The sequence below is a fragment of the Lacrimispora brassicae genome, assembly GCF_054772055.1.
The window spans coordinates 22284-47103 of record NZ_BRYH01000027.1 but is presented as its reverse complement, the minus strand read 5'-3'; the positions used below and the strand labels follow the sequence as shown (position 1 = coordinate 47103).

Annotated in this window: 28 protein-coding genes and 4 pseudogenes; 8 read left to right on the top strand and 24 right to left on the bottom strand. The window is 45.1% G+C overall.

Annotated elements, in window-relative coordinates; all coding sequences use genetic code 11:
* Positions 1–27: 27 nt before the first annotated feature.
* The 5 genes and pseudogenes from ACYVD3_RS14165 to ACYVD3_RS14145 form a co-directional block, all read right to left on the bottom strand.
* Positions 28–378: a DUF6103 family protein gene (locus tag ACYVD3_RS14165; RefSeq protein WP_024345923.1), complete on the bottom strand. Its 351-nt coding sequence runs from the start codon at positions 376–378 to the stop codon at positions 28–30.
* 19 nt (positions 379–397) lie between these two features.
* On the bottom strand, positions 398–1072 hold the full coding sequence (locus ACYVD3_RS14160) for a hypothetical protein (protein ID WP_052665841.1): 675 nt from the start codon (positions 1070–1072) through the stop codon (positions 398–400).
* Positions 1073–1094: 22 nt separating this feature from the next.
* Positions 1095–1388 (bottom strand): annotated as a pseudogene (locus tag ACYVD3_RS14155) (M23 family metallopeptidase); the annotation flags it as partial.
* A gap of 135 nt (positions 1389–1523) precedes the next feature.
* Positions 1524–2603, bottom strand: a pseudogene (locus ACYVD3_RS14150) (C40 family peptidase); the annotation flags it as partial.
* A 63-nt stretch (positions 2604–2666) separates the two neighbouring features.
* The gene (locus tag ACYVD3_RS14145) at positions 2667–2915 is read right to left on the bottom strand and encodes a hypothetical protein (RefSeq protein ID WP_045093646.1); all 249 of its coding nucleotides are present in this window, start codon (positions 2913–2915) and stop codon (positions 2667–2669) included.
* 121 nt (positions 2916–3036) lie between these two features.
* Here ACYVD3_RS14145 and ACYVD3_RS14140 point away from each other — a divergent pair, with 121 nt between their 5' ends.
* Positions 3037–3363 carry a helix-turn-helix transcriptional regulator gene (locus ACYVD3_RS14140; RefSeq protein WP_045093647.1) on the top strand — a complete coding sequence of 109 codons (327 nt, stop codon included), beginning with the start codon at positions 3037–3039 and terminating at the stop codon, positions 3361–3363.
* A 33-nt stretch (positions 3364–3396) separates the two neighbouring features.
* Here the strand turns inward: ACYVD3_RS14140 and ACYVD3_RS14135 are convergent, their stop codons facing one another.
* Genes ACYVD3_RS14135 through ACYVD3_RS14125 form a run of 3 tightly spaced genes read right to left on the bottom strand, consistent with a single transcriptional unit; the run spans position 3397 to position 6836 of the window.
* Complete coding sequence (locus tag ACYVD3_RS14135; protein WP_045093648.1) at positions 3397–3900, bottom strand: gamma-glutamylcyclotransferase family protein; 504 nt, start codon at positions 3898–3900, stop codon at positions 3397–3399.
* 16 nt (positions 3901–3916) lie between these two features.
* On the bottom strand, positions 3917–4969 hold the full coding sequence (locus ACYVD3_RS14130; RefSeq protein ID WP_045093649.1) for an amidoligase family protein: 1053 nt from the start codon (positions 4967–4969) through the stop codon (positions 3917–3919).
* Between the two features lie 37 nt (positions 4970–5006).
* Positions 5007–6836: a VirB4 family type IV secretion system protein gene (locus ACYVD3_RS14125; protein ID WP_045093650.1), complete on the bottom strand. Its 1830-nt coding sequence runs from the start codon at positions 6834–6836 to the stop codon at positions 5007–5009.
* Between the two features lie 341 nt (positions 6837–7177).
* On the opposite strand from ACYVD3_RS14125, the gene ACYVD3_RS14120 reads away from it, so the two are divergent.
* The gene (locus ACYVD3_RS14120) at positions 7178–7456 is read left to right on the top strand and encodes a hypothetical protein (protein ID WP_045093651.1); all 279 of its coding nucleotides are present in this window, start codon (positions 7178–7180) and stop codon (positions 7454–7456) included.
* A 116-nt stretch (positions 7457–7572) separates the two neighbouring features.
* Here the strand turns inward: ACYVD3_RS14120 and ACYVD3_RS14115 are convergent, their stop codons facing one another.
* The 5 genes and pseudogenes from ACYVD3_RS14115 to ACYVD3_RS14095 form a co-directional block, all read right to left on the bottom strand.
* Positions 7573–7857, bottom strand: a complete 285-nt coding sequence (locus tag ACYVD3_RS14115; RefSeq protein WP_045093652.1) for a hypothetical protein — start codon at positions 7855–7857, stop codon at positions 7573–7575.
* Positions 7858–7943: 86 nt separating this feature from the next.
* Positions 7944–8534: a hypothetical protein gene (locus ACYVD3_RS14110; protein WP_045093694.1), complete on the bottom strand. Its 591-nt coding sequence runs from the start codon at positions 8532–8534 to the stop codon at positions 7944–7946.
* Positions 8531–8797, bottom strand: coding sequence for a hypothetical protein (locus ACYVD3_RS14105; protein WP_045093653.1), 267 nt, complete (start codon positions 8795–8797; stop codon positions 8531–8533). The genes ACYVD3_RS14110 and ACYVD3_RS14105 overlap by 4 nt, the downstream gene beginning before the upstream one ends.
* Positions 8773–10299, bottom strand: a complete 1527-nt coding sequence (locus ACYVD3_RS14100; RefSeq protein ID WP_460643198.1) for a DNA cytosine methyltransferase — start codon at positions 10297–10299, stop codon at positions 8773–8775. The genes ACYVD3_RS14105 and ACYVD3_RS14100 overlap by 25 nt, the downstream gene beginning before the upstream one ends.
* 444 nt (positions 10300–10743) lie before the next feature.
* Positions 10744–10839 (bottom strand): annotated as a pseudogene (locus tag ACYVD3_RS14095) (DNA cytosine methyltransferase); the annotation flags it as partial.
* Positions 10840–11096: 257 nt separating this feature from the next.
* Between ACYVD3_RS14095 and ACYVD3_RS14090 the strand changes: the two are divergent.
* Genes ACYVD3_RS14090 through ACYVD3_RS14080 form a run of 3 tightly spaced genes read left to right on the top strand, consistent with a single transcriptional unit; the run spans position 11097 to position 14675 of the window.
* Positions 11097–12698, top strand: coding sequence for a tyrosine-type recombinase/integrase (locus ACYVD3_RS14090; protein WP_460643132.1), 1602 nt, complete (start codon positions 11097–11099; stop codon positions 12696–12698).
* Positions 12692–13663, top strand: a complete 972-nt coding sequence (locus tag ACYVD3_RS14085) for a tyrosine-type recombinase/integrase (protein ID WP_460643131.1) — start codon at positions 12692–12694, stop codon at positions 13661–13663. Before ACYVD3_RS14090 ends, ACYVD3_RS14085 begins: the two co-directional genes overlap by 7 nt.
* Entirely contained in the window at positions 13656–14675 is a 1020-nt protein-coding gene (locus ACYVD3_RS14080) for a tyrosine-type recombinase/integrase (protein WP_460643130.1), read from the top strand. The genes ACYVD3_RS14085 and ACYVD3_RS14080 overlap by 8 nt, the downstream gene beginning before the upstream one ends.
* Positions 14676–14759: 84 nt before the next feature.
* On the opposite strand, the pseudogene ACYVD3_RS14075 reads toward ACYVD3_RS14080, so the two are convergent.
* The 4 genes and pseudogenes from ACYVD3_RS14075 to ACYVD3_RS14060 all read right to left on the bottom strand — a co-directional run.
* Positions 14760–14990: pseudogene (locus ACYVD3_RS14075) on the bottom strand (DNA cytosine methyltransferase); the annotation flags it as partial.
* Positions 14987–15532, bottom strand: a complete 546-nt coding sequence (locus ACYVD3_RS14070) for a DUF7768 domain-containing protein (protein ID WP_045093655.1) — start codon at positions 15530–15532, stop codon at positions 14987–14989. The pseudogene ACYVD3_RS14075 and the gene ACYVD3_RS14070, both read right to left, overlap by 4 nt.
* Entirely contained in the window at positions 15529–16434 is a 906-nt protein-coding gene (locus ACYVD3_RS14065; RefSeq protein WP_024345943.1) for a conjugal transfer protein TrbL family protein, read from the bottom strand. The genes ACYVD3_RS14070 and ACYVD3_RS14065 overlap by 4 nt, the downstream gene beginning before the upstream one ends.
* A 214-nt stretch (positions 16435–16648) precedes the next feature.
* Positions 16649–17194: a DUF4259 domain-containing protein gene (locus ACYVD3_RS14060; protein WP_045093656.1), complete on the bottom strand. Its 546-nt coding sequence runs from the start codon at positions 17192–17194 to the stop codon at positions 16649–16651.
* A gap of 303 nt (positions 17195–17497) precedes the next feature.
* Between ACYVD3_RS14060 and ACYVD3_RS14055 the strand changes: the two genes are divergently transcribed.
* Together ACYVD3_RS14055 and ACYVD3_RS14050 are read left to right on the top strand one after the other, a co-directional pair.
* Positions 17498–18643 carry a GGDEF domain-containing protein gene (locus ACYVD3_RS14055; RefSeq protein ID WP_045093657.1) on the top strand — a complete coding sequence of 382 codons (1146 nt, stop codon included), beginning with the start codon at positions 17498–17500 and terminating at the stop codon, positions 18641–18643.
* A gap of 335 nt (positions 18644–18978) precedes the next feature.
* On the top strand, positions 18979–19326 hold the full coding sequence (locus ACYVD3_RS14050) for a hypothetical protein (RefSeq protein WP_018213991.1): 348 nt from the start codon (positions 18979–18981) through the stop codon (positions 19324–19326).
* A gap of 239 nt (positions 19327–19565) precedes the next feature.
* On the opposite strand, the gene hcp is transcribed toward ACYVD3_RS14050, so the two are convergent.
* The 5 genes from hcp to ACYVD3_RS14025 form a co-directional block, all read right to left on the bottom strand.
* On the bottom strand, positions 19566–21197 hold the full coding sequence (gene hcp, locus ACYVD3_RS14045; protein WP_045093658.1) for a hydroxylamine reductase: 1632 nt from the start codon (positions 21195–21197) through the stop codon (positions 19566–19568).
* A gap of 19 nt (positions 21198–21216) precedes the next feature.
* Entirely contained in the window at positions 21217–21381 is a 165-nt protein-coding gene (rd, locus tag ACYVD3_RS14040; RefSeq protein ID WP_082082671.1) for a rubredoxin, read from the bottom strand.
* Positions 21382–21420: 39 nt separating this feature from the next.
* The gene (locus ACYVD3_RS14035) at positions 21421–21735 is read right to left on the bottom strand and encodes a cupin domain-containing protein (protein WP_045093659.1); all 315 of its coding nucleotides are present in this window, start codon (positions 21733–21735) and stop codon (positions 21421–21423) included.
* 141 nt (positions 21736–21876) lie between these two features.
* Positions 21877–22590, bottom strand: a complete 714-nt coding sequence (locus ACYVD3_RS14030) for a permease (RefSeq protein WP_045093660.1) — start codon at positions 22588–22590, stop codon at positions 21877–21879.
* A complete protein-coding gene (locus ACYVD3_RS14025) occupies positions 22587–23069 on the bottom strand; it encodes a permease (protein ID WP_045093661.1) in 483 nt (160 codons plus the stop codon). The genes ACYVD3_RS14030 and ACYVD3_RS14025 overlap by 4 nt, the downstream gene beginning before the upstream one ends.
* 111 nt (positions 23070–23180) lie before the next feature.
* Between ACYVD3_RS14025 and ACYVD3_RS14020 the strand changes: the two genes are divergently transcribed.
* Complete coding sequence (locus ACYVD3_RS14020; RefSeq protein ID WP_045093662.1) at positions 23181–23822, top strand: Crp/Fnr family transcriptional regulator; 642 nt, start codon at positions 23181–23183, stop codon at positions 23820–23822.
* A 100-nt stretch (positions 23823–23922) separates the two neighbouring features.
* Here ACYVD3_RS14020 and ACYVD3_RS14015 read toward each other — a convergent pair whose 3' ends face one another.
* Both ACYVD3_RS14015 and ACYVD3_RS14010 read right to left on the bottom strand, forming a co-directional pair.
* Positions 23923–24261, bottom strand: coding sequence for a DUF3852 domain-containing protein (locus tag ACYVD3_RS14015; RefSeq protein WP_045093663.1), 339 nt, complete (start codon positions 24259–24261; stop codon positions 23923–23925).
* Positions 24262–24352: 91 nt separating this feature from the next.
* The gene (locus ACYVD3_RS14010) at positions 24353–24814 is read right to left on the bottom strand and encodes a hypothetical protein (protein WP_045093664.1); all 462 of its coding nucleotides are present in this window, start codon (positions 24812–24814) and stop codon (positions 24353–24355) included.
* Between the last annotated feature and the right edge of the window lie 6 nt (positions 24815–24820).

The window sequence follows — 24820 nt, the reverse complement described above, 5'->3', positions numbered from 1 at the left end:
TAACACCTCCTTGTTCTTTTTCTGTTGTTACATACTCATGTTCATGCTCTGGGTTTCCTGCGGCGAATCCTCCGATGGTTCTTCTTGAGGGGGAGCGTCCATTTGAGACTCTGCAGCAGTCTGCTCCCGCTGGCGGCGGCTTTGGCGTACCGGACGTTCTCTAACCGGGGGAGACCCCTGTGTTTCCTGTGACACGGGCGTCTGCTCCATGCGGCTCTCTACATATTCCCGCACCTGCGCCGGAACTGCCTTTTCATAGGTTTTATCCAGATAATCCTGCAGCTCCTGTTCAATGGTAAGCTCCTTTTTATCCATGAAAAAACGGAGGGCTTCCAGCTTTTCCGTTGGAAAGGACAGCTTCAATTCGGTTGTACTCATGGGTTAATTCCTCCTTCTTTTACAATTTCAGTTCCATGCCTGGAGTATCCTCCGGCTCTCTGACCCAGCGGTCATAATCCTCACAGGGACAATCCCCGGCAAGCATCCGGGCAAATTCAGTCAGGCGCTGAGAGGATACTCCCGCACACTCCGCCTGCATGCCATAAATTCCGTGAAACACTCTAAGCACCTGCGCATTCAGCACATCCTCCCATGCCTGTTTTCCTTCCTCTGTCAAGGTGGCAGAGTCAAGATACACAATGGTGGAAGGGTCCATATCCACCTCGTGATGCACAAGATGGAGGTTTTCAAAGGGTACACGGATCAGCTCCTTTAAGCGCAATGTTTGATCTCCGGCATCCCCTTCACTCAAAGTGTCATTCTCCAGATTTGGGCAGTAATCCAGATAGAAGGTCATGTCGAGACAGTCCTCCAATGATTCAATTTCAGCCATTTCCTGCCGAACCGAGAGAAGGTCACACAGCATCGTGCTGATGTATTCGCTGTCCTTTAGATTCACACCGTACTGCTCTTGTATCTCATCAAAATAAATGGCCCAGAAGACAATGATATGTTCCGTTTTTCTCCATGTACATGGAATCCGTGCTCTCTGAAATGAAGGGAGCGTCCCGAAGCAACCCGGAACGGAAACGGGTGTATTCCGCATCCGGAAGCTCCACTGCCTTTTCAACATAGCGTACTCCTTTCTTTTCTGCCTATGGCAGATAGCTTCTTGGGTTTTGGGCCGTTCCGTTTATCCGCACCTCAAAATGCAGATGGTTCCCGGTACTTCGTCCAGTAGAGCCCACCTTAGCCACAATTTCCCCGGCCTTTACCGTCTGTCCCTGCGTAACGAGCAAGTCCGAGCAATGTCCGTACAGAGTAACCATTCCTCCGCCATGGTCAATGGTCAGATAATATCCGTATCCGGTGCTGCCATAGCTGACCGTCTGTACGGTTCCAGCGGCAGCTGCACGGATCGGAGTCCCCTTAGACGCCCCCAGGTCAAGTCCGGAATGTCCCGACCATGCCCCTGTGATTGGATCTGTTCTTCCGCCAAACTCCGAAGTGACCATGGAGCGCCAGCCGTTTCCCAACGGGGAGTGCAAACCAGAGGAAGATGCCTGAGCCTTGTTTTCAACATAGGGCCTTGCATACAGCACCTGCTTATCTGCATCAAACAAATTCCGGTATACCACCTGTCCTCTTGAAGAGGAGGCATCTACTACCTTGCCATCACCTGCATAGATGCCGACATGGGTAATATTGAGATAACGTCCATTTACCTTATGGCTCCAGAACACTAGATCACCGGGTGCCAGATTGGACTTTGAAATAGAAAGCCCATTGTTCACACAGTATTTACCTTGCTCGGCAGCGGTACCGGGGAGCTTAACTTCCAACTGGCGGTATACCCACTGCACCAGATAGCTGCAGTCCGTATAATCGCCCTGCCCACGACGCTCCTGTGAATAGGGATCTCCCAGACGGGATAGTGCAAGCTGAACAGCCCCAGCTCCAATCTCACCCACAGGCAAATCATACGTCAGACCAGAGAGCTGCTCCGGCAGCCAGTCTGCCCACTGGTCAAATCCATCGCCTTCACCGGGTGCGCCGGTTCCATGCAATGCCCGGTAATAGATTTCTGATGCATTGGCCTGCTTCTCGTAGGAAATATACAGACCAAGCGTTTCTTCCAGTCTTGCATAAATTTCCGGCAGGGAGGTAAGGGGAACCGCTACGGTATAGGTTTCCTTATGTTCCACCTTATCCTCGTCTGTCCAGGTGCGGGTTCGTTCTTCATAACGGACGAAGCAGTCCGAAAATACCTGGTAATCCATCCCACGCAGGGAATCTGCGCCGAAATACAGAGCATAAAAAATGGCCTTGACCTGCGTGGAGTCAAGGCTTCCGTCCTCTATCAGGGGAGTGATTTCGGAGATTGCTGTGTCCAGTTCCGAGAAGCTTTGTCGCATGTCCTCAATGTACTGCCGATAGTCCTCCGGCACCTGACCGGATATAACGCCACCATGAAAAGAAAGTGCAACAGCGGCATTGTTGTGGTTTGCGGTTCCTGACAAAAGACTTGTGATCATGACGATGATCAGAATAAAGGGCGTTAATATGGTAGCGATGAGAACACCCACCGCCTTCCATGTTCGTTTATCAGACGCGGCCGCAATTGCTGCTTTGACTGCAAGTGTGATGGTTGCAGGATCTGCCATGGATAACCTCCTTTCAAACACATATGCCCTCCGGAGAATTCCCGGAGGGCATATGTGTTTTCCTCATTCAATTAATTGATCTTGTTTAATACCGAGCCGGCTGCGAAAGTCTAAATGTTCCTGCTCCAGACGCTTCCATTCACTGTCCGCCTCTTCAAATTTTGCAAGAGCATCTGCCATCTGTGGAGAATCATAGGGTACCTTTTGTTCTACCAGTCTACGCAGCTCGCTTCTGTGCTTTTCCACCGAGTGTCCCAGCAGGTATAACCGCCCTGCCTGCTTGATCAGCTTTGCTTTTTCCTTTGATGTCATTCTCTTATTTCCTCCGTTCTTATATCTTTTAATTAGCTTTAAGAGATATTATAATTCTCTCAAAGCTTATTTTTAAGTGGAATTGGAAACTATAAGCTAATAATAAAAGGAGCTGATAGAGATGGATAACAAATTACAAAAGGGTGTCTTGGGCTCTGCGCTCCGGGCGGCGCGGCTGGATAAGCACTACACCCACGAAGCATTGGCAGAGCTGGTCGGTATTACGCCCACACACTTAAAGCATATTGAGAGTGAACACCGCAAACCTTCCATTGATTTGCTGTATCGTCTGGTTCAGGCATTGAACCTTTCGCTGGATGCACTGTTTTTCCCTGAACGCGAGGATGAAGCCTTCCGTAAAACCGAGAGGCGCATGCGACAATGCAATGAAAGCCAACTGCGCATTCTGTACGCGACTATGGAAGCGATGCAGAAGGAAGAGAAGTAGAACAGGTCGTACCGCAAGGTACGGCTTGTTTTTTTACCACCATCTCTGTCCAAACAAATTGCCCTGTTCCGGCTCGGCTTCCTGCTGTTCCTGTGCCAAACGAATGGACTTTTCCACCGCCTGTTCCAGAAAATCCGAATTAAAACCTGCAGATTGGTAGCCTTCCAGAATCGTGTTGAGATAGTAATCTGACGGCGCACCCAGCTGATGACCGTCATTCATCACATACATCATGGCATTAACAGATCGTCCGCCCAGCTCCACAGGAAACAGCTCCTTGCGGTAAAAATTCGGGTAGCCCTCATAACGGTCAAGTGCAAGCTCATCCTTTGGTCGGATCTTCCACAGAAGCACCGGAACGCTGAACCCCGCAAGAGGCTCCACAGTTGCAACAGCGCTGTTGCGACTGCCGCGAAATAATAGTTCATAGTCCTTGATTTCGCTTACCCCTACCACCTTGGCAGTGGGGCATCGAAAAGACATCTGCGGCAGATTCAGGTTACTGCCATAGGCAATATACAGGGTTTCATTTTTCATATTTGAATACCTCCTTTTACATTGACATAGAAAGGCCGGGGCTTTGCTCATCAACCCCGGCCTGTTCCTGCTCATTTTCAATTGTTTGCTCTAATTGCGGTGATGGTGTATGAGCCGCTTCCTCTAGAGCCTTTTCTTTTTTCTGCCTTAATCGTTCCTTTTGCTGCTGAGCCTGAGCAGGGTCCTTCCACGCAATACAGCCATCCAAATGCTCCAGCAGGTGAAGCCTTGCAGTCTTAAATTCATCCCCGATGAGTCCAAGGCGCAGAAGCCAGGTACGAAAGGTATATTTTTCATTGGTGCTTTGGGTCTTTGTACGGCTGGCACACTTCTGATTCAGGGCCTGTGCGGAAATTGCCATACACAACTGAATGTATGACTTGATCTTACCGGCATGTGTGGTGCTGTTGAATAAACGGAACTCAACCGTACCTTTCTGGAACACACTATGAAGGTTAAGGCAATGATAACGACTATCGTGATAATGCTCATGGCGGCCATCCTCTCCGTCATACCAGATACGGCTGACCTGCTCCAATGATTTGGGCCTACGGCGGTTGAGTTCTTCCAGAAAACGATTGTCCACCGGCTTGCACCAGCGGTGTTGTCTGGCTACGGTTACCTGCAGTGCCTTGTAGATCATATCCTCCTTGGCAGCCATGATGTTGGTGATATTTCGCAGGGTATTGGCATCAAAGGGGGAGGCATCCACATGCACATGAATGCCGCAGCTGGAGTTTGCAATGGCGCCAGCATCTCGCAGCTTGCGGATCAGTTCCTGTACGGTTTCGATATCCTCCCAGCGGCAGATAGGGCTGACCATCTCAGTTTTGTATTCATCCGAAGCTGATATGGTTTGACGCCCGGACTTACGCTGGGGCGTGATGCTGGCATCGCTCATAAACTTCCACTTCCGTCCCTGCGAATCCAAAGCAGAGTAGGTATTATAATAGGTTCCGTCATAGTGGCTGTCGGTCCCGAAGTATTCCGCAGCAACCTTTGCTGCCTGTTCGCGGGTTACGCCGGTCATCTCTATCTCAATGCCGAAGCGCTGCTCTCTCATGTCCATAGACTATCCTCCCTTCGCCCTATGTTTCGGGTGGTCATCAGCGACCTCCGGCTTTTCCGAACAGCTTTGCCTTATGCTCTGGTGCATGAACCATCAGGTTGTACCGCTCATTGCCGCATTTATAAAGACACACACCCTGCTGAGGATAGCGGATCAGCTCATATTCGGATTTCTCCAGCTGGAGCGTATCCATGTAAAACTTGGCATCAATAGAGCCAGCGTTGAACAGGAACTGGTGGGTCGGAATGGAGAATAAGGGCTTGGTCAGCTCACGGATATGCTCTACGTTGAAATCCTCCAGATTCTGTGATGCCAGGATAACGGCGCTTTCTTTTTTTCTGACTCGTTTCATGAAGTTACGGATGTACTCAATGGCGGTGAGATTCGTCAGGAACAGGTATAGCTCGTCGATGCTGGCTGCAGTATTTCCGGTAGTCAAAAGTTCGTTGCTCATGTAGGAAAGCACATTAAACAACAAGGCATTACGCAAATTCTTGCTTGCATTTAGCACACCCTTGACACCGAAGGTAATAAAATCATTGCTGGTGATATTGGTATGGCCGTTAAAAAACTTGGACTCCGCTCCTTTACACATGGAGTGAAGTCCAAGGCAGATTTCTCGAAGAGAATCGGCTGTATAGAGCTGGCGGTGGCTTTCATCGAAGCCCTTATATTCCTTTTCAATGAGATCGTACAGATCAGATAAAATCGGGTAATCTGAATGATTTAAGCGGTCAAAATTGCTGCGGTCCGTGATGCCCCATTTTTCATAGAGCTTCCCCAGCATGATTTCAATGGTGTCGATCTCCCGGTCCGTAAAGTCCTTGTAGGTGCGGAAAAAATCCTTTAGAAAGCTGACATGCTGGCTGAGCTTGCTGGTCTGGCGGAATGCCTGGGGTGCATCCGTATCTTTGGGATCACCAGTTTCATCCCAGCTTTTTGGTTCCAGCACATTGATGATGAACTCGCCGGACATGAGGTCGATAAAACAGCCCCCGAGATTGATGGTCAGATCCTCATACTCCATTTCCGGATCTAACCCGATAATATGCATGCCGGATTCTCGTAGGTTGCACAGGATTAACTTTAGCAGGTAACTCTTACCCTGACCGCTGTTTCCAAGAATGAGAATGTTGGCATTGGTCTTGTCATCGGCGCGGCGGTTGAAGTCCGCCAGAATATTGCTGCCAAACTTATCCCTGCCGAGGTAGAAACCATTGGAGTCTGTTTTCCCGGAGTAATTAAAGGGATACAAATTTGCCACAGAACTGGCAGGCAGCACCCGTTCAAACTGATCCCCAAACACGTTCCATCCAGAGGGCATGACGCAGATAAAACCTTGCTGCTGGCGCAGCATCAGCCGATCCACGTTAAGTTTTGAGCGTACCAACTCTGTCAGGACTTCCGTCTGCAGGAGCTTCAGCTGGTCATAATCATGGGAAGTCAGCTCAATATATACAGCGGCATGGAGCAGAGGCTCCCGGCTCCGATGCATCTGTGCCACAATGGTGGCCACGTCCTGTAGATTTGACTCTGCTGTCACGGTCTGCTGGAGATCCTGCGTACTGGTTCTCTGCATCCGGTTTTTGTTGGCAGCGTTTGTGATGATTTTCTTTTCCTCCACTGGGGTGACATGTCGGGTATAAAGGTGCAGAGTAACGCCATCCTTCTCCCCAAGGTGCCGGAGGATAGCCTGTTCATCGGTTGCAGTAGGATATTCCCGGAGCGCCCAAACACAGCGGTAGGTATTGCCGCAGATGAAATGGTCGGTATTAAACCTGATTACCGAAGGGGTGATCATATCCAGAAATTCTTGTATCCGCACCTCCTCCTGCGGCTGGGCTTTGGGTTTTACTTTTCTTGCCATGGGCTTCTTCCTTTCTGAGTTTGATTATGGGTATTGAAAAAGCCGCCACAATTTGTGACGGCTGGATAAAAACGGTTTATTTATGTTTGAAAACATGGTATTATTGTAATAACACTTTAATTATTTACACATCACATATAATCAAGTGCTGTGTGCCCATTATTTATATATAATGGGCAATTGGATGAAGTGCTGCTGTAGCAGCCAGTTGGCTAATAAGCGACGTTGGATTTGAGCAATTGAGCAGCGGGTAAATAACTTTACATAAATTGGACGCTGAATATTATTTTTGTCGTGAACACGAAAAGCTGCTTTATTTTAATATTTGAGGTGAAAACTGAATGGCTATTATTGGGTTTGGGCATGAAAACTTTGATATAAATGAAAATGACATAATTTTAGAAAACGGTTCGAATTATATCATTATTACAAAAGACGTGGGGTCTGGTTTAGATTCATTCCACCCTACGATATCTAAAACTGATTTTAATGATTTAAGAAAACATGGCATGATTTTTACAAATAACGAACTGATGCGAGCTGCACGTGAAAACGAAAAATCAAACACAGTTACTTATTGGAAGTTCAAAATGGAATTGATAAATCAATATTACGGATAAACCATATATATCTGCGTTTTGGGCTATGATGGGAAGTTAGGTGTTATGAGCAAGATGGGAAGCTATGTACAACCATGGCTTCCCATCTTGTATTTTCTTCATCGGCAAGATTAATGTCATAGAGCACCAAGGTCTTTCAAAAGCCGCACACAGTCCTTTGCTCCTTGTAGATATAGGTACTTTTCCTGAAATCCCCAAATCTCCAAATTGAGTTCAAGGTATTCCTGAAAAATCTGTCTATCTGGTTCATCAAGCTTTGCCAGATATCGCTCTATCGAAGCCCTTAGCTCAGCTTGCCGCAGAATAAGCTGATCGAGGTTCTCATCTTCCTCTCGCTGCCGGCTAAGTGCCCGCTGGGTTAATTCTCCTACAATCATATCCATGATTTCCTCATATTCCATTTTCATCACCTCCCGTGTATTACACAAGACAATAAACGAATACCTCGCACAAGTCTAGATGGAAAACCCAACAAAAACAGACGAGTTTACTCTCCGAAAATAATCCAACGTTCACCGTCAAAGTCCTCGAACTTTTCCGTTGTGACATTTTGCTCAAAATAGACGGCCAGAAGCCGTTTGATGTCCTCCTTGCCGGAACGCTTGGCAATGAAGCCTTGCTCCCGTAACGTTTTCTCGATGCGGCTTAAGTAAGGGAACACCTCGCTGTCCTTTTCATTTTTAAGCCGGATAATGACGAGGAATTCCCTGGCTGTAGCCATCTGCACCTGAATACGGTCAAGATGGATAAGATCCTGCTCCAACAGCTTGCGCACAGCCGTATTGTCTTCTTGTTCCATACGGCTTCGCAAAAACCGCTTATTATCCTCGTAGCTTTCACGGCTGTTCAAGCACAGAAATTCCAGCTCCGCCATGCCCTTGAGAACCGTCATCAGGGCATAAATCCGCGCAGAGATACTTTCCTCAGATAACACGGAGATATTGGTGGGTTTGATCATAAAATACACAAGCCGGTCGCCGCGATAGGTATCCAGGCTGTAATCTGTCACTTCTCTGGTTCCAATGAGCTGACGGGTAACCTTGCGCTGTTTTTCTGTTTTCTTTTCTGTTTTACTCATCTCGGCTGATACCCCCATTCGTAGACCTGCTGCATTGTCAAAAAGAATGCGCAGGCATATTGGATAAAGTCAAGGATACTGGTATCGTCAAACCGTATGGTCAAAAATGCGTAGAGGGCTGTGATGACAATGGGCGGCAGAAATCCCAGCTGCGCCAGCGCAAACACAGAGATTAAAAGCCCCACGCCAATGATGCCGATATCCCGGAGCTGCCAAAGCCACAGCGTGGCTTTCGATTTTAGGTTGTCGGGGTAGATGTACATTCTGATTCCTCCTGTTCCAATTTATATTTGTGTAAAAAATAAGCGATTCCCCGGAGCACATGCACCACACAGGGAATCGCCACACTATTGCCAAGGGCTTTATATCTTGCGCTGTCCGAAGCGCCGGGGATATCCGTCCAGTAATCGGGATACCCCTGGAGTCTTTCGCATTCCAGAGGCGTCAGCCTGCGGATCAGCTTACCGATGCGAATGGGATGCACATTGTTAAGAGAATAGCCTCCATTCGTTTTGGATTGCAGGGTTCCGCTTAAGTCACCGTTTTCCACTCCATTGCGGCAATCCAGTCCGGCCACATCCGCCTCGTATATAAGGTCTGTTGCATCCTTATACTGTCTGGCACTTTGCGTGCTGACTACTTCATTTGGCGCATACTCATCGCTCCGCTGCTGTGAAAAAACGCAATGACGGTCTGTGGATGTCACGGTATAGCTGATGTCCGGCTGAACGCCAAGTCCATTGCCCCCATTGTGATCCTGTCGATCAATGATATTTCCGGCAATACAGTAAGTCGAATCATGTGCCAAAGCTTCACCGGACTCCCCGGCAAGAACAGCTGGCTGGGAAATCAGGGGAACATTGTTTCCACCGGTTCCATACCGGGCAGACATCGTCGGAGCTACCGGGTGAGGTCCGGTATAGCGCGAGTCAATGCCATGGTTCTCAAACAGTTCCGGTTGGGAGTCCAGGATCAATGGCTGATGTCCATGTTCCTGTGCTCGAAGCGTACCGGTCTGGTTTTCGGAGCAGTACATCTGCCCGCCGCCCTGGTCGTTCAGGCAAAGGATGGAGGGCACCATGTTGGTTCCGCTCTCCGCTGCCTTCAGTGTCGAGGAAATTTCCTCACTGTAACCAATCCCTCCCGCAACCGGACCGGCTCCTGCACAGAAGCCAGCTGTCAGCACACAGGGATAGCCCTGTCCGGCCTGCCCGCCACCCGATGTGAGGGATGTGTGCTGCTCCGGGGTCAGGAAGCAGTCGCCGTTTCCCTTGGTAACTACACCTGCCGAAAACACCAGCCCGCCCGGATTCCTTCCACCGCCGCCATCCGCACCGGCCAGCGTTAGCGCGATGCTGTCCTCTGTAAAGATTCGTTCCTGCTGGGTATCCCATGGGGTCAGGCAGTTTGGCTGCTGAACTCCAGATTCCTCTGAAAGCTGCGCCACAAAGGTCTGCTGTTTCATACCGGGTTGAGCTTGGATTGCCCCGGACACATCATTTAAATTCCTAACCTCATCCCTCTGGTTACAGGCAAAGGCGATGGTTCCGCTTTCTGGTGCAGAATGAAATACGGCATGGGAGTGCGATGCCTGGAGGGTAAAAGCGGGATCATCATCGGCTCCTATCCCAAGACCTGTTCCCTCTCCCAAACGCTCATGCCTAGTTGCTATCTGTGTATTGATTGGAATCGTTACAGGTTCACTTTTTTCTTCTGTTATATACCCGTGTCCTCCACCTTCGCCGCCATACAGTGACGGCCACACACCATCGCCTTCATAAATGCGGCGGCTTTGCACATCCCATGGTGTCAGGCATTCTCCGGAGCTTCCTCCATCGGCTCCGGAGCTTCTGACTGGATCTCCAGCGCTCGTTTCAGAACAGGCGGCAGTTCCTTGCCACGTTTCCTCGCCCTGCGCAGAATCCCCAAACAGGCGGTCTTGCTCAAATAATATTTGTGATGCGGTGTGGCCTCCAAAATCTGCGACAAGGTATATACGTTTTCTTCTCTGGGGGGTGCGGGGCCAGTATTGAGCATCGTATACTCGCCAAGCAACGGAGAATTGATCTCCCAATATGGCCCCAGCAGATTTCCATACCCCTCCCGGAGGTCGAGGTATAGATACGGTACTGTCCGCAATTCTGCAGGTTTCCTCAAGTACCGCCCGGAAATCCTCTGACTCAGAGGAGCTGAAGGCTCCGGGGACATTTTCCCAGCACATATACCGAGGTCGAACAGCGTCAGCTGGCCTTCCGTTTGCTTTGTCATAGGCTCTCATCTCCTTGATTACGCGGACCTGCTCCATAAACAGGCCGGAGCGCTCTCCCTGCAAGCCCGCACGCTTCCCCGCGACACTCAGATCCTGGTTATCCCGATATCGGGATAACACTGATAATACCGAAGAAATAGTTATCCCGAAGATTGGGTTATATAGTAGAAAAAAGATAGATAACACCTCGCTTTCTTAAATTTGAATCCCGAAAACTTCGGGATAACGCTAGTGCCCTGTATAATGGAAATTGCCATCCAATTGGCGAAAAAAATCATACAGAGGTGATAAATTTGAAACACATCAACATGAAAGATCTTGTAGAGCAGGTTCTTGATGCGCTCCATCAATCAGGTATGCGAGTAAAACAGATCAAAGACTACAAGTATTGCGGTCTTTACCCTATCTGCCAATACTTTAGTGACAGAGGTTTAACTGCCTACACAAAAAATGTTGCAGATGAGTTCATTCTCCAAATCCGTGCCGAGTACGAGCAGGGGAAAATATCGCGATGGAAATGGACCACGGTACGAAGATCGGCTGAACTACTAGAAAAATACCATACCGAAGGTACTGTGACACTGCCATCGCTTCCAAAATGGGAGGTGCTTTACAATCCACTGCATCAGCCGCCATCCTCACAGCTTCTTTTAGAGGCTGATAATCTGTTGGTGTTGGTTTACCAAACCAAACAGGAGCTGCTGAGATTTGGATATCGGGAAAAAACCATCAGCAACTATGTTTATGATGGGTTTGATGCTATTCTCCGTTACTGCGGGGAGCGTGGTATAACGCAATATGAGAAAGACGCAATTGATAACTTTGTTGCACAGACACGCGCCGGCTACGAAAATCATTCAATATGTCGGTCTGTGTACCAAAATGTCCGTAAGGTGGCCACCCTGTTGGATGAGTACCACAAAACCGGCAAGATTGAATTGAAGCGTGTTCCTGCTTGGGGGCTGCGAAGGCCAGGCGCGTATTATACCGAGTCGCTTAATGCTTTTTGCCGAGAGAACGAACAGACCGGTGCCCTTGCACATAGTACAATCTCTGTCGCCCATAGTGCAATCCACAATTTTCTCTTTGAATTAGAGGATATGGGATATGTGGATTTTGGCGGTATAACGCTTTCGGTTGTAAGCAAGTGTGTGTCGCATAACGCTAAGCGATATGCCGGTGGGATGGGGGCCATGCTGTTTGCGATTCGCTCTTTTTTACGCTTCTTACACCGAAATGGCACAACACAAATCGATCTGAGTATTGCAATGTCAGAAATGGTTGCAAAAAGGCGAGTGATACGCCAGGGGTTTGATACAGTCGAAACTGAAAAAATGCTATGCAGTGCCAGCGTCAATTACTCTACAGGCAAGCGTGACTATGCCATTATGCTAACCGCCATTCAGACGGGCCTGCGTGCTGTGGACATCGTGAACTTGAAACGGCAGGATATCGATTGGAGAAACTATGAAATACGTATTATTCAAAGCAAAACCGGGCACCCGTTAAGCTTGCCATTGGAGTATGAGGCTGGGAACGCGATTGCCGATTACCTGTTGAACGAACGGCCAAAGTGCAATTTACCGTTTATCTTTCTATGTGGCAATCGTCCCTACCGCCCTTTAAAGAATCGCTCAGCCAGTGCCATGATTTCCCGGTATATGCAGCGGACGGGTATCGATAAGTCAGATATTCCCCGGCGCGGCTTCCACAGTTTCCGTCGTTCCTTTGGTGCAGGACTGCTCGAATCTGAAATTTCACTGGATATGCTTAGCGAATTGCTTGGGCATACTCACATGGATTCGGCAAAGCCATACCTTGCGGCAAATGAACTGGGATTAAAAAGTTGTGCCATTGGATTGATTTCTACCGAGAAAGCAGGTGAGGGATGGTGAAGCGTGTTTTTGGTAGTCACTTTGCAAAGTTCATTCAGCAATTCATTGAACAGAAGAATGCCCTGGGTTTTCCGTATGAAGAAAGCATTCGTATACTACATGTGTTTGATAGATTTTGCATGAACAAATTTCCTGATGAAATAGCGTTGACCAAAGAACTTTGCATGGCCTGGGCGATTCGGAAAGAAGCGGAACAAAACAACTCCTTTCGCAATCGCTTAATGCCGGTTCGGGAATTTGCCAGATACTTAAACAGGATTGGAGAAGCAGCCTATGTGCTTCCCCCTGATTTGTCTCAAAAAGGTCCACGCCACATGCCACATATTTACTCTGAGGAAGAGATCGCTGCCTTTTGGCACGTTTTGGATCTAATCCGTCCGAGAGGGGGATTCCCCATCCGTCATCTTGTGATACCAACGATTTTTCGTTTGATCTATTGCTGTGGCTTGCGTCCTATAGAGGCGAGGAAACTCCGTGTAGAAAATGTCGATTTGGACGTCGGAAAGCTCAAGATTATGGAATCCAAGGGGCACAAGGATCGCATTGTTATAATGGCTGACGATATGACAGATCTATTACGGCAATATCATCAACAAGTGAGCCGCATTATGCCGGGGCAGGAACTGTTTTTCCCTAATTCACAGGGACATTTGTATACGAAGAAATGGATTGAGAAGACATTTCGCATCATGTGGGCTAAAACCGGTATTCCAGTATCCACCGAAAAGCCGCCCAGAATTTATGATTTTCGTCACACCTTCGCAACGCATCGCCTGTATATGTGGCTGCGGGAGGGCAAGGATGTTTCCGCTCAACTGCCGTATCTCAGTGCCTACATGGGACATTCACAACTATCTGATACCTATTACTACGTCCATCTGGTCCCGGAACTGTTCACGGCTATGTCCGGATTGGATTTCTCAAAATACGAGAGTTTGCTGCCGGAGGTGGAGATTGATGAATGATTTTTTCAAGGCCGTCAGAGGTTATCTTCTTGAGTATCTGCCTAAACAGCGGTGTTGCAGCGAAAACACCATCAAATCCTACCGAAATGCACTAAACCTGCTTGTTGAATATCTCCGCACTGAAAAGCAACTGACCGTTTCTCACATTGATTTCGGTCTGTTTAACCGCAATTTGATTCTGGAATATCTGGATTGGTTGGAAAATGTGCGCAACTGCGGTGCAACCACACGAAACCAACGGCTTATGGTAATACGGGCTTTCTTCAAGTACGCTGGTGAGTTAGATTGTACACAGGTTGCTTTGCAGCTTGAGGCAAAAGGGATACCCACTAAAAAGACGCCAGGTAGAATAGTAGAATTTCTTTCCGAGGACGCACTACAAACTTTGCTCAGTCAACCTGATGTGAGGAAACGAACGAACCTTCGCAACCGCTTTTTTATGACGCTCATGTATGAAACTGCTGCGCGATGCGATGAATTGTTGAGTATGAAGGTCCGTGACCTGCGGCTGGATGTTCGTCATCCTGTCGTATATCTGACCGGAAAGGGAAACAAAACCCGTTCTGTAGCCTTACTGCCCAAAGCTGTGGAGCATTGTAAACAATATCTGAAAGTGTTTCACGCCGATACCGTCAAGGACGATTTTCTGTTTTTCACTGTTATTCATGGCACAAAACAAGCAATGTCACCCGATAATGCTGCCGCATTTATGAAAAAGTACGGCGAAATGGCACGTAAGATTTGCCCTGAAGTTCCTGAAAGGGTGCATCCTCATCAACTGCGGCATACAAGGGCGATCCATTTATACCGTGATGGTATGCCGCTGGCCGTATTATCTGAATTTCTTGGCCACGTTGATCCAGAAACCACAAAAATCTATGCATATGCCGATGCCGAAATGAAGCGCGCGGCTATGGAAAAAGCTGAACACTTGCGAAAGGGGGTGCCTGTTCCCATACCTATTTGGAAGGACAATGAGGATATGATCCTGGAATTGTCCGGACTTAAATGATTTGTTATCCCGAAGTTTTCACGAAGAAGCGGCCTATTAGGCGGCTTTCTCGTCTGACTTCGGGATAATTATTTCTTCGGTATTATCCTGGCAGGGTGAGCCCCCGCAGATCACATCCACAGGCGTAAGATGAGCACCATCAAGCTTTGTAATGTCGCCTACATGGCACATTTCAGGGAAACGCAGCCGGGTCACTTCGATAGGGAACGGTTCAATTTCGCTGGCCCAGACAGGCGTAAAACCCTGTCCGACGCCTGCCAGCGGAAAGCCGCCTATCCCGTCAAACAGGCTGCCGAGGGTCAGCGGTTCAGTCAATACTGCAGCTTCATGCCAGAGAAAGGCGCTTCCTCCAGCGTGATGTCCATTCCTTTTGCAAAGTAGGCTACATTGGGTGTGCGGGTATTTTCTATCAGCCGCCTGGCTTCAGAGGCTGCTTCCTCATAGGTATCAAAGGTCAGAGGTTCTACGTCCTGTTTTACCCAGGCTTCCGATGCCCCACACACGGAGGCGGCACTCCTGCGCGCCCATATTCCGTATTTCTCCATGGTATGTCCTCCTTGTATTTGTTCTGCGGATATTCGTCTGATCGGAATCCCCAGCCGCTCAGCTTCCGCAATTTCATAGCTCATTCCAGTGCTGATCCATAATTCCTCACAGGCAGCCAATACTCGAAGGCCCATTTGAATGCCGGCTTCTCGTTCTGCCGGTACAGCATCATTTAGCAGTTGGGGGTATAACAGATGCACAGCCATCGGCGCACAGCATTGCGATATAGCATAGCGGCAGGCATCCTGCGCAAACCTCACGTTCCGTTCAATTTCCCCGGCATAGGGGGAACAGATATAGACCAGCTTCATTTTGCTGCCACCGCCTTTACAATCGTCCTCGTAATGTTCATGGCAGTCTGCCCGGCATAGACGGCGCTCATAAAGTTAGCCCTGGTGCTGGTATCTAATCCGAAAGCTCCGGCGATTCGGGGAATTTCTCCCGCCGCCAGCATAAGCCCCAGCCCAAGCAGAGCCTGATCCTTCACTACCATCAATCCAGCTATGAGAATGGTGGCTTGTAAAAAGGCGGTTAGACACAGCCCAATAATCTGCTTGCACCAGCTGGTGAAACCGTCCATGTAGCCGCGGGGAACGGAAAACATATACAAGCTCCCCACAGCGATTTGAATGAGCAGGATACCGCCGCGTTTGAGATTTGCAAAGAACACCTTAATTACGGCGTAGCCCATCAGAATCAGGATAAACAGCATCATAATCGGACTGGTGATCACTCCCAGCCCGCCAAAGACGTTCAAGCTACCAGCGCTTTCTAAATTTCCGGCTGCGGATAGCTCATTGATAATATTACCTGCAAGAGTATCCAAGCCACTTCCGTAGCCAGTGATTCCCGCCGTCAGACTACTCTGCAGTGAAACGGACAGTTTGTAAAGTTCTACCGGAACTGTGGAGAATAACCCCACTGCCATAAATCCCTTGATGGCATTCAGCGCGGCATCCCGGATGCTGCCCCGGCCGGACTGGTATTCGATGGCACATTCAAAAACGGACACCACCAGCCCGGTTCCATACAACGCCCAAGCCAGATAAACAAAAAACAGGACGATGGACTGAACCCAGCTCATTTCGAACAGGTCAGCTCCCATGCCGCCCATTGCGGAAAAGAAATTTCCAAGAAAGCCGATAATTTGACCGTAAATCCAATCAAGAATCTGACCCAGCACGGTATCGGCTACAAAATCCCATATGAACATGGGCATCACCTCCAATAAAAAAAGGCTCTCGCATAAAATACGAAAACCTTTTTTACTGATTTTTATTTAGTTCCTTGAGGAAAACATATCTTTCCTCCAATCAAAAGAACAGGACAACTACCTTTTATAGTGACTGTCCTGCCCTTATATCAATTGTAAAAATTTGAGCCAGTTGCGTCTGCCATTACCTACAGCGAATGCCATCCACCGTTCATCAGCTTATCTCGCCCATAACCGGACCGCTCGTCTGCTCCTTAGACGGGATCAAATCATCCTCCTGAGACATAAGAATTGAATCCATACGACTGATCAGCATGGACATATGCTCCTGCCAGCCGTTCCAGTCTTCTTCCTCAAACCAGCCACCCCATTTTCTATCGGAATTGGCTGCCAGCTCCGCTTCCTCCTTGATGCAGCCAAGTGCGTGAGCAAGATAATTCCGGAGCCATTGAACGGATTCCCCGGTAACGGTAAAGGATTTGACCTTGCTGAATTTGTTTTGGTTTGCCGCCCATTCTCCGTCATAGTCCATATCGCTGATATCTTCATCCTGGAATTTTACAATCATTTCTGCCAATGCCATCGGTCCGGTGTGCGATGCTAAATCTGTGACTTCGGGCACACACCACTCCTTCTGCCTCATTTCTTCGATGATTTTTTCAAGCTCCAGCATTCCATTCTCCGGCAGTTTACTTCTGATGAAATCCACTGTATCCAATCCGGTGTCAGACTCGAAGGCCGTTATTCCCCAGCATCCCATAAGTTAATTTCCTCCTTTTTATTTTATTTCCATAGGCTTACATACCAAGGATCTGCCAGAGTATCCTTGCATAAGGACGGTGAGCGGTTCTTGATTTTCATGATAGCTACCTCTTTTTATTGTTTATAATGAGTAACTTGAAAACCCTGATTTACTGTGGTAAACTTTCTACCCCAGCAGAAAGCTATTCAGCAATGTTTACAAACAAGAGGGTTGCATCGATCGATTTATTATGATAAAATGTTGGTAATTACTCTATCGGAGATAATATTTGCGAAAAGGTAGTGATGAAAAAAGTGCCCTATGGGGTTATTTATATTTGATACTATGGGGGGAAGTAAAGTGCAAAATCCTATCTTTGCGTTAATTACAAGTAGTGCAATCAATATACTTATGCTTCTAATTCTATTATATCTAATTTTAAAGAACACAGTTATGTCTGTTGGAAAAACAAAAGCATATATTGCAGTGATTATTTTAACGGTTATTGTGATAATTGCTGAATTATCTACCAGTGTGCTGGATTTACTTGGAGCGACATTTCGTATTCCAAACATAATTGCTAATATAGTTGGATTCTCACTTTCAACATGTATTCCTGTTCTGCTCGCCATGGTATTTGATGAAAAACTATACGGAAAACTTAAGTGCATTTGCATGCCTATTGCATTGAATTTTGTGCTTCTGATTTCTTCCGCATGGACTGGATGGATTTTTTTTATTTCAATGGATAATCAATATACGAGAGGTCCACTTTTTGGTATTTATATCATAACATACCTATGTGGTTTAGTTGTACTGATGATTTCCAACCACCACCAACTTTTACAATTTCAAGATACCGAACGTGCCTTTTTAATGATGCTGTATGCCATTTTTTTTATTGGAACAACGGTTCAAATTTTATTTCCTTTCATACACTCTACATGGCATTGTATTACCTTGGTTCTTGTTATGTACTATCTATTTCAGCGTGAATTGCAATTTAAATATGATATCGTTGCCGAAGTGTTAAATAGGCAGGCGTTTGATAAAAAGCTAAAAGCCATAAGTGCGACAGACCATTCGGGTATCATTTTATTCGACTTGGATGGATTTAAAAAAATAAATGACACATACGGTCATGCCAAGGGAGACTATTATCTTAAAACAGCGGCCGGTATTATTAAAAACAGTTTTAAGGATATAGGGCAGTGTTATCGTATTGGCGGAGATGAGTTTTGCGTTCTTGCTCAAAATACTAGCGAAGGTGCCATACATGAATGCATTAATCTTATGTTGCAATCTTTAAAAAAAACAAGGGAAGCAGACACTATAATGCCCATTATCTCATATGGATATAGCATTTATAGTAAGGGTGAACAGAGGGACATATTACTATCGTTCCAAGAAGCCGATAAAAAAATGTATACCTGCAAAAAGAACAGACGGATTGAATTCTTATTGTAAGCAAACATCTTAGTATGGCTAAATCAGCCTTGCTAGAACTAATCTCTATTACTACGAAAATATGGGCAACCTCGCCGTTTATGGTGGTTGCCCACTTTTCATTTCACCATCATAATCCAAGAATATTCCAGAGTATCCTTGCATAAGGGTGGTGAACGGACTTTTTTCATAGTATCTGTGTCCTTTCCATTGTTCATATTTGTTTGATTGAAAGTTCCGATTTACTATGGTAAACTCACTTTATATATCTACCGTGTAAAACTTTTGTGAAACGGTAGCGTGGGAAATTAACGCTCGGTGAGCAAGTTTATATAATGTGCGAGGTGGTGCAATAAATGTTTAATGAAATTTGTATCTATGAGGCAAAGATTGAAAAGCAAGAGGAAATTGAGCAACTTATGAAAGAGGTTGCCGCCTTTTATATGGAGCAGGATGGTGTTATTGAAGTTAGATATATCAAACGCACCCACCGCCAAACAGATTTTAATGCCGTTAAAGAAGGGGCATTGCCTGTTCGCCTCACACGCAATGTAGGCAAAGTCACTTATGTTTTACATTGGACTGTTAGAGATGAAGAAACTCACGCAAGGGTGTCAAAGTTAGGGTTAGAGCATTTTTACAAGCGGTGGAACAGATGCTTAACCACTATGCCAAAAATTATTTTGGGTGAAAACATTGTGTAAGGGTATGAGCACACCCTCTGTTAGTGTTTAACTTCACCTACACAATAAAATCTGACTTATCACGAAATTGAGCCGTTGCATCTAACTTGACGCGACGGCTCTTGCTTTGTCTACATGCCAAGAATAGTCCAGGGTATCCTTGCATATGGGTGGTGACAAATTTATTTCTAAATATAAAAAAGCAAAGATTCCGATTTCCAACCAGAATCTTTGCCTTTCATTTAAAACATCAGTACCAATTATTCTCCCATGAATAACTTGATATCATCTTCAACTTGTCCGATACCTGCAATGCCAAACTTTTCAACAAGGACCTTTGCAACGTTCGGAGATAAAAATCCTGGCAAGGTAGGACCAAGATGAATATTCTTCACACCTAAATAAAGTAACGCAAGTAAGACAATTACCGCTTTTTGCTCATACCATGCGATGTTAAATGCAATCGGCAGATCGTTAACGTCCTCAAGCTCAAATATTTCTTTCAGCTTCAATGCGATTACTGCAAGAGAGTAGGAATCATTACATTGGCCAGCATCAAGAACTCTTGGAATACCACCAATATCTCCTAACTCAAGTTTATTATAACGGTACTTGGCACATCCTGCAGTAAGAATAACCGTATCCTTCGGTAGTTTTTCTGCAAACTCAGTGTAATACTCACGAGATTTCATTCTGCCATCACAGCCTGCCATGACGAAAAACTTCTTAATTGCACCTGATTTTACTGCATCAACTACTTTGTCTGCAAGAGCAAAAACTTGGTTGTGAGCAAAACCGCCAACAATATTGCCTGATTCAATTTCTACAGGAGGCTTACACTGCTTTGCCATCGCAATAATTTCAGAAAAATCTTTTTTTCCATTTTCGTCAGCTGTGATGTGAGGACATCCGGGATAGCCTGATGCACCGGAAGTAAAGATTCTTTTTCTGATTTCTTCGCTTCTTGGAGGTACGATGCAGTTTGTAGTAAACAAGATTGGTCCATTAAAGGTTTCGAATTCGGTAACTTGCTGCCACCATGAACCGCCGTAATTTCCTGCAAAATTGTCATACTTCTTGAAGAAAGGATAGTAATGTGCAGGAAGCATTTCACTATGTGTATAAACATCAATACCAGTACCCTTGGTTTGTTCCAGTAGTTGCTCTAAATCAGTGAGATCATGGCCTGAAATCAGAATGGCAGGATTGTTTCTTACCCCAATATTAACACTGGTGATCTCAGGATTTCCATATTTGGAGGTATTGGCATCATCTAACAGCGCCATCGCTTTCACACCAAACTCGCCTGTCTTTAATGTTAATGCCACAAGATCATCTGCAGACAACGAATCATCAAGGGTTGATGCAAGTGCTTCATAAATAAATGCATTGATAGCAAGATCTTCTTTTCCGATATTAAGAGCGTGATGTGTATACGCTGCCATACCTTTCAAACCATAGATAATCATTTCTCTAAGAGAACGAACATCTTCATTTTCGGTTGAAAGAACACCTACTTTAGATGCTTTGTCTAACATAGACGCTCTATCGCTTACTTCAAACTCCGATGCATCACCAAGATTAACACCAGAAATTTGTTTTTTTAGCTCGTTTCTAAATCCAATCATTTTATGAATTTGATTTTCGATTGCACCGTCATCAAAATTAGCATTTGTAATAGTGATAAAAAGGCTTTTTAAGACTTGATGATTTACTTCACTTATGGATTTTACTTCTATATTGCCTTTTACAACAATTTCGGAGATTCCTTTTGTAACATAAATCAGCAAGTCTTGCAATTTTGCAACTTCCTCATTTTTACCACACACACCTCTTACTTCACAACCGGTACCTTTTGCAGTTTCTTGACATTGAAAACAAAACATACTCATAATTATTTCCTCCTTCGTATTATTCCTTTACTGGTTCAAACTCATCTTTACCCACAAAGCAAATTGGGCAAACCCAATTATCAGGGATATCTTCAAACGCAGTGCCAGGGGCTATTCCACTATCTGGATCACCTATTTGTGGGTCATAGATATATCCACATGGGATACATACATATTTTATCATTATTTGCTCCTCCTTTCAATGATTATAAATTTTGTTTCACTATTTCAAAGGTGCCGGTGCTTTTACAACAATTAACTCAAGCACACTTTTGGATAAATTTTTTACATTCATCTTTGTATTTACAGGAATCTTCAAAAGAGTTCCTTTATCATATTGGTGAACTTCTTGATCATTTAGCCCGATAGATAAAGTCCCTCTTACCACTGTCATATAAACGTTGGAATTAGAGAAATGTTCTGGGAGGCCTTCCTCCTTATTAAAGACCATATGAAGATAATGAATATTTTCATCCTGAATTACTCTTTCAATCGCTTTTTCATCTCCGGTTGACATCTCATGAATTTGCTCAATCATTGTATATATCTCCTCTTTTATTATAATAGGTTTTGAATTGTGGGGGTTATTATTCAATAATTCCTTATTGTTAAAATAGCTAATGATTAAATTATACCGCATATACTAAGAAATGTACGTTGCTTTTACAACATTTCTTAATTATTCATTAAAATGAATGGCTCTAACAGGACAAGCTAATATTGTTTGGTTAAGCCTTTCTTTGTCTATTTCAGAGTCATAAGCTTTTATATATGCTTTTTTACCTTGCATACCAAAAACCTCAGGATATTTTTTAGTACACAATGTACAGCCCATGCAAGATCCTCTGTTTAATATAAGTCCACCCGCTTTTTCTTCTTCCTGTACTATATCTTCGTCTTTCACAATCTTTGAAGCAATCCACGAAAATACTACTATAGCAATTACTGTTAACACCCAACGGATTGCCATAAACTTTATTCCCAAAAATTTTGCTTCATTTAGCAGCATTGGAACCTTTATTACTGCCCACGAACTTAAAATTATAACTAAGTTTCGTACAGAAGCTCCCTTTTTGTGGAGCATGACACACATAGGAAATGCTGCATATATCGGTCCCGCAGAAATGCTGCCTAAAACGAACGACAATATGATACCTTTAACTTTGGATTCTTTTCCTAAGTATTTCGTGATTTTTTCTTTTGCAATCCATGTATCCAAAAGCGCCGTAAGAACAAATATCACGGGCATTATCATAAGCATTTCTTTAATGTAATAGGCACTGTTTTTAATTGATGTGACACCCATATCTGGTTTAATTACAAACAGTAGGATATAGGAAGTTGCAATCAATATCAAGAAGATATTATCTTTTGCTTTTTTTAAGATTTTCATACAATCACCCCCATTACCATAGCGATAATTATGGCAAATAAAAAGCTTAATCCATTTCTGGTAGCAGTAAATTTAAGCCCAAATTCACGCTTTTCAAGTGGAAATGTTACGATCCCTACCATTGTAAGTGTAGTTAAAAATGCTACGGAAGGAACAATACTAACCCCAGCGTCAACCAGTGTACCGACAAGCGGAAAAGCAATAAAAGCAGGGATCAGTGTAATTGTTCCAAATGCCGCCGAACCCACCGTTGCTATAAACAATGATTGACTTCCTACAAATTTGGCAATATTCTCTGGTGGTAATATTGTCAGAATTAAACCAATTAAAAAAATAATTGATAATATACTTCCCAACATACCCTTGCCCATACCAAATGCCATTTTAAGGGCTTTCACTGTCTTTGTTTTATCCTTTTTCAAGGAAATCAAAAGGAATATAATCGTTCCTATCCACATTGCCACTGTAAAAATATCCATACGAATCCTCCATTCTTTTTGTGATAACCTAATTATAAAGTAGTTTCTTATTATCAAATAGACACCAATGTTTCTTTTTGATATAATGTTTTTAAATGGAGGGCTTAATTCATGAATATTGACATTTTACGAAACATTTCATTATTCTCAGCTATAAAGGAATCTGATTTAGAAAAACTAATAGCAGGTAATCATATTTATCAAAAGCACTATATGAAAGGTACAACCGTCCATAATGCAAATGAAACTTGCCGTACATTAGATAATGTATTGTCAGGGAGTTTGGTTGCGTATTCTTTATCAATTAACGGCTCAGCAACTACGATGTTTGAATTTAGTCAGGGAAGTGTGATAGGAGCAAATTTATTATTTGGTGAAAACCACAGTTATCCTCTTAATATCTATTGTCTTACAGATTGTCAAATTATCCATATTGACATAAATGCTGTTTTGGAGTTTTTGCATGATTACAATTTTACATTGCACTATATAAAGTCAATCTCACAAAATTCGCAAGGAATAAATCAGAAGATAGCAATGTTTACTCAAAGAACACTTCGAGAAAATATTATGGATTATTTTAAACAGCAAACTATTATACAGAAATCTTCGGTAATTCTTCTTCCAATGAGTAAAAGACAACTGGCAGATTATTTGGGTGTACAAAGACCTTCTCTATTTAGAGAGCTTAAGAAATTAAAAGAGGAAGGTATTATTGAAATTAATAACCGTACAATCACAATAAAAAAATGACATACCTTAGTATGACATAAAGTAGGATTACCAAAGCTGATCTTGACTACTACGAAAGTGTGGGCAACCTTGGCTTGGTTGCCCACTTCCTATTCCAATATCATAATCCAAGTATCGTCCAGATGTACAGAGGGCAGGTCAGTGCAAACACGAGGCAGGCGAACAGAATCGCGGGCGCGGCCCACTCAAATTGCCCGTGTTTGCGGTAATCAAAGTACGCCGTCGCAAGTTTAGCAAAGAAAAAGACCGCCAGAATCAGGTCGATTGCGGGAAATACGACCTTGTTCACTACAGTCTTGATTTGCCCGGAGGCATCGTTCCATGTTCCTTCAATTGCTCCCGCCACATCGCCAGAGCCTGCCGCATACGCTGTCGTACCGAACAGTCCGATAATCAGCAGCATGACACAGAGCATAGACAGGATTCGTTTCATTTTCATAGGGTTACCACCTTTCATTATTGGTTTTGGTGCAGAAAAAAAGCCGTGAAGTTTTCACTCCACAGCCTTGCTGTTTTTCTGCTGTTGTTTGCTATATGGAAAGCCGGGGCTGCTGATTTTGTTCCAACAGTGAAGAAACCTCTATCACCTCCGGATTTGCCTGAAATTTTAAATCACTACGGAAACCGACCTTTAACCGGCTGAATTCCTGTGCTTCCGCCAGCAGCTCGGGAGGACTGCCGTGGGGCATCTCCTGATTCCAGCGAACCCATTCACCATTCTGGTATCGGGGTGTGAGTCTGAGAATCACATAATCCTCCGGCATAAAGGTTGGATACTGCCGGAGGATGCCGTTCACGTCATAATAGGGCTTACCCTCCTGCATAACTGTTCTTTCCATCAATGCCAGAGTATCCTCCAGCGAGGTACAGAACCAGCATTCCCGGTCACCAAACCGGCGTATTCTGTCATCCTGTAGGATGCTGTCCAGCTGCGCTCGATTTGTGTAGTGGTATAAGCTGCCCTCTGGTTTTTCAATGCGTTCATATGCCATATCACA

What these genes read in the sequence shown, in the direction of transcription:
- ACYVD3_RS14165 (WP_024345923.1), bottom strand. Translation starts at nt 378, where the DNA reads ATGAGTACAACCGAATTGAAGCTGTCCTTTCCAACGGAAAAGCTGGAA.
- ACYVD3_RS14160 (WP_052665841.1), bottom strand. Translation starts at nt 1,072, where the DNA reads ATGTTGAAAAGGCAGTGGAGCTTCCGGATGCGGAATACACCCGTTTCC.
- ACYVD3_RS14145 (WP_045093646.1), bottom strand. Translation starts at nt 2,915, where the DNA reads ATGACATCAAAGGAAAAAGCAAAGCTGATCAAGCAGGCAGGGCGGTTA.
- ACYVD3_RS14140 (WP_045093647.1), top strand. Translation starts at nt 3,037, where the DNA reads ATGGATAACAAATTACAAAAGGGTGTCTTGGGCTCTGCGCTCCGGGCG.
- ACYVD3_RS14135 (WP_045093648.1), bottom strand. Translation starts at nt 3,900, where the DNA reads ATGAAAAATGAAACCCTGTATATTGCCTATGGCAGTAACCTGAATCTG.
- ACYVD3_RS14130 (WP_045093649.1), bottom strand. Translation starts at nt 4,969, where the DNA reads ATGGACATGAGAGAGCAGCGCTTCGGCATTGAGATAGAGATGACCGGC.
- ACYVD3_RS14125 (WP_045093650.1), bottom strand. Translation starts at nt 6,836, where the DNA reads ATGGCAAGAAAAGTAAAACCCAAAGCCCAGCCGCAGGAGGAGGTGCGG.
- ACYVD3_RS14120 (WP_045093651.1), top strand. Translation starts at nt 7,178, where the DNA reads ATGGCTATTATTGGGTTTGGGCATGAAAACTTTGATATAAATGAAAAT.
- ACYVD3_RS14115 (WP_045093652.1), bottom strand. Translation starts at nt 7,857, where the DNA reads ATGGAATATGAGGAAATCATGGATATGATTGTAGGAGAATTAACCCAG.
- ACYVD3_RS14110 (WP_045093694.1), bottom strand. Translation starts at nt 8,534, where the DNA reads ATGAGTAAAACAGAAAAGAAAACAGAAAAACAGCGCAAGGTTACCCGT.
- ACYVD3_RS14105 (WP_045093653.1), bottom strand. Translation starts at nt 8,797, where the DNA reads ATGTACATCTACCCCGACAACCTAAAATCGAAAGCCACGCTGTGGCTT.
- ACYVD3_RS14085 (WP_460643131.1), top strand. Translation starts at nt 12,692, where the DNA reads ATGGTGAAGCGTGTTTTTGGTAGTCACTTTGCAAAGTTCATTCAGCAA.
- ACYVD3_RS14080 (WP_460643130.1), top strand. Translation starts at nt 13,656, where the DNA reads ATGAATGATTTTTTCAAGGCCGTCAGAGGTTATCTTCTTGAGTATCTG.
- ACYVD3_RS14070 (WP_045093655.1), bottom strand. Translation starts at nt 15,532, where the DNA reads ATGAAGCTGGTCTATATCTGTTCCCCCTATGCCGGGGAAATTGAACGG.
- ACYVD3_RS14065 (WP_024345943.1), bottom strand. Translation starts at nt 16,434, where the DNA reads ATGTTCATATGGGATTTTGTAGCCGATACCGTGCTGGGTCAGATTCTT.
- ACYVD3_RS14060 (WP_045093656.1), bottom strand. Translation starts at nt 17,194, where the DNA reads ATGGGATGCTGGGGAATAACGGCCTTCGAGTCTGACACCGGATTGGAT.
- ACYVD3_RS14055 (WP_045093657.1), top strand. Translation starts at nt 17,498, where the DNA reads ATGGGGTTATTTATATTTGATACTATGGGGGGAAGTAAAGTGCAAAAT.
- ACYVD3_RS14050 (WP_018213991.1), top strand. Translation starts at nt 18,979, where the DNA reads ATGTTTAATGAAATTTGTATCTATGAGGCAAAGATTGAAAAGCAAGAG.
- hcp (WP_045093658.1), bottom strand. Translation starts at nt 21,197, where the DNA reads ATGAGTATGTTTTGTTTTCAATGTCAAGAAACTGCAAAAGGTACCGGT.
- rd (WP_082082671.1), bottom strand. Translation starts at nt 21,381, where the DNA reads ATGATAAAATATGTATGTATCCCATGTGGATATATCTATGACCCACAA.
- ACYVD3_RS14035 (WP_045093659.1), bottom strand. Translation starts at nt 21,735, where the DNA reads ATGATTGAGCAAATTCATGAGATGTCAACCGGAGATGAAAAAGCGATT.
- ACYVD3_RS14030 (WP_045093660.1), bottom strand. Translation starts at nt 22,590, where the DNA reads ATGAAAATCTTAAAAAAAGCAAAAGATAATATCTTCTTGATATTGATT.
- ACYVD3_RS14025 (WP_045093661.1), bottom strand. Translation starts at nt 23,069, where the DNA reads ATGGATATTTTTACAGTGGCAATGTGGATAGGAACGATTATATTCCTT.
- ACYVD3_RS14020 (WP_045093662.1), top strand. Translation starts at nt 23,181, where the DNA reads ATGAATATTGACATTTTACGAAACATTTCATTATTCTCAGCTATAAAG.
- ACYVD3_RS14015 (WP_045093663.1), bottom strand. Translation starts at nt 24,261, where the DNA reads ATGAAAATGAAACGAATCCTGTCTATGCTCTGTGTCATGCTGCTGATT.
- ACYVD3_RS14010 (WP_045093664.1), bottom strand. Translation starts at nt 24,814, where the DNA reads ATGGCATATGAACGCATTGAAAAACCAGAGGGCAGCTTATACCACTAC.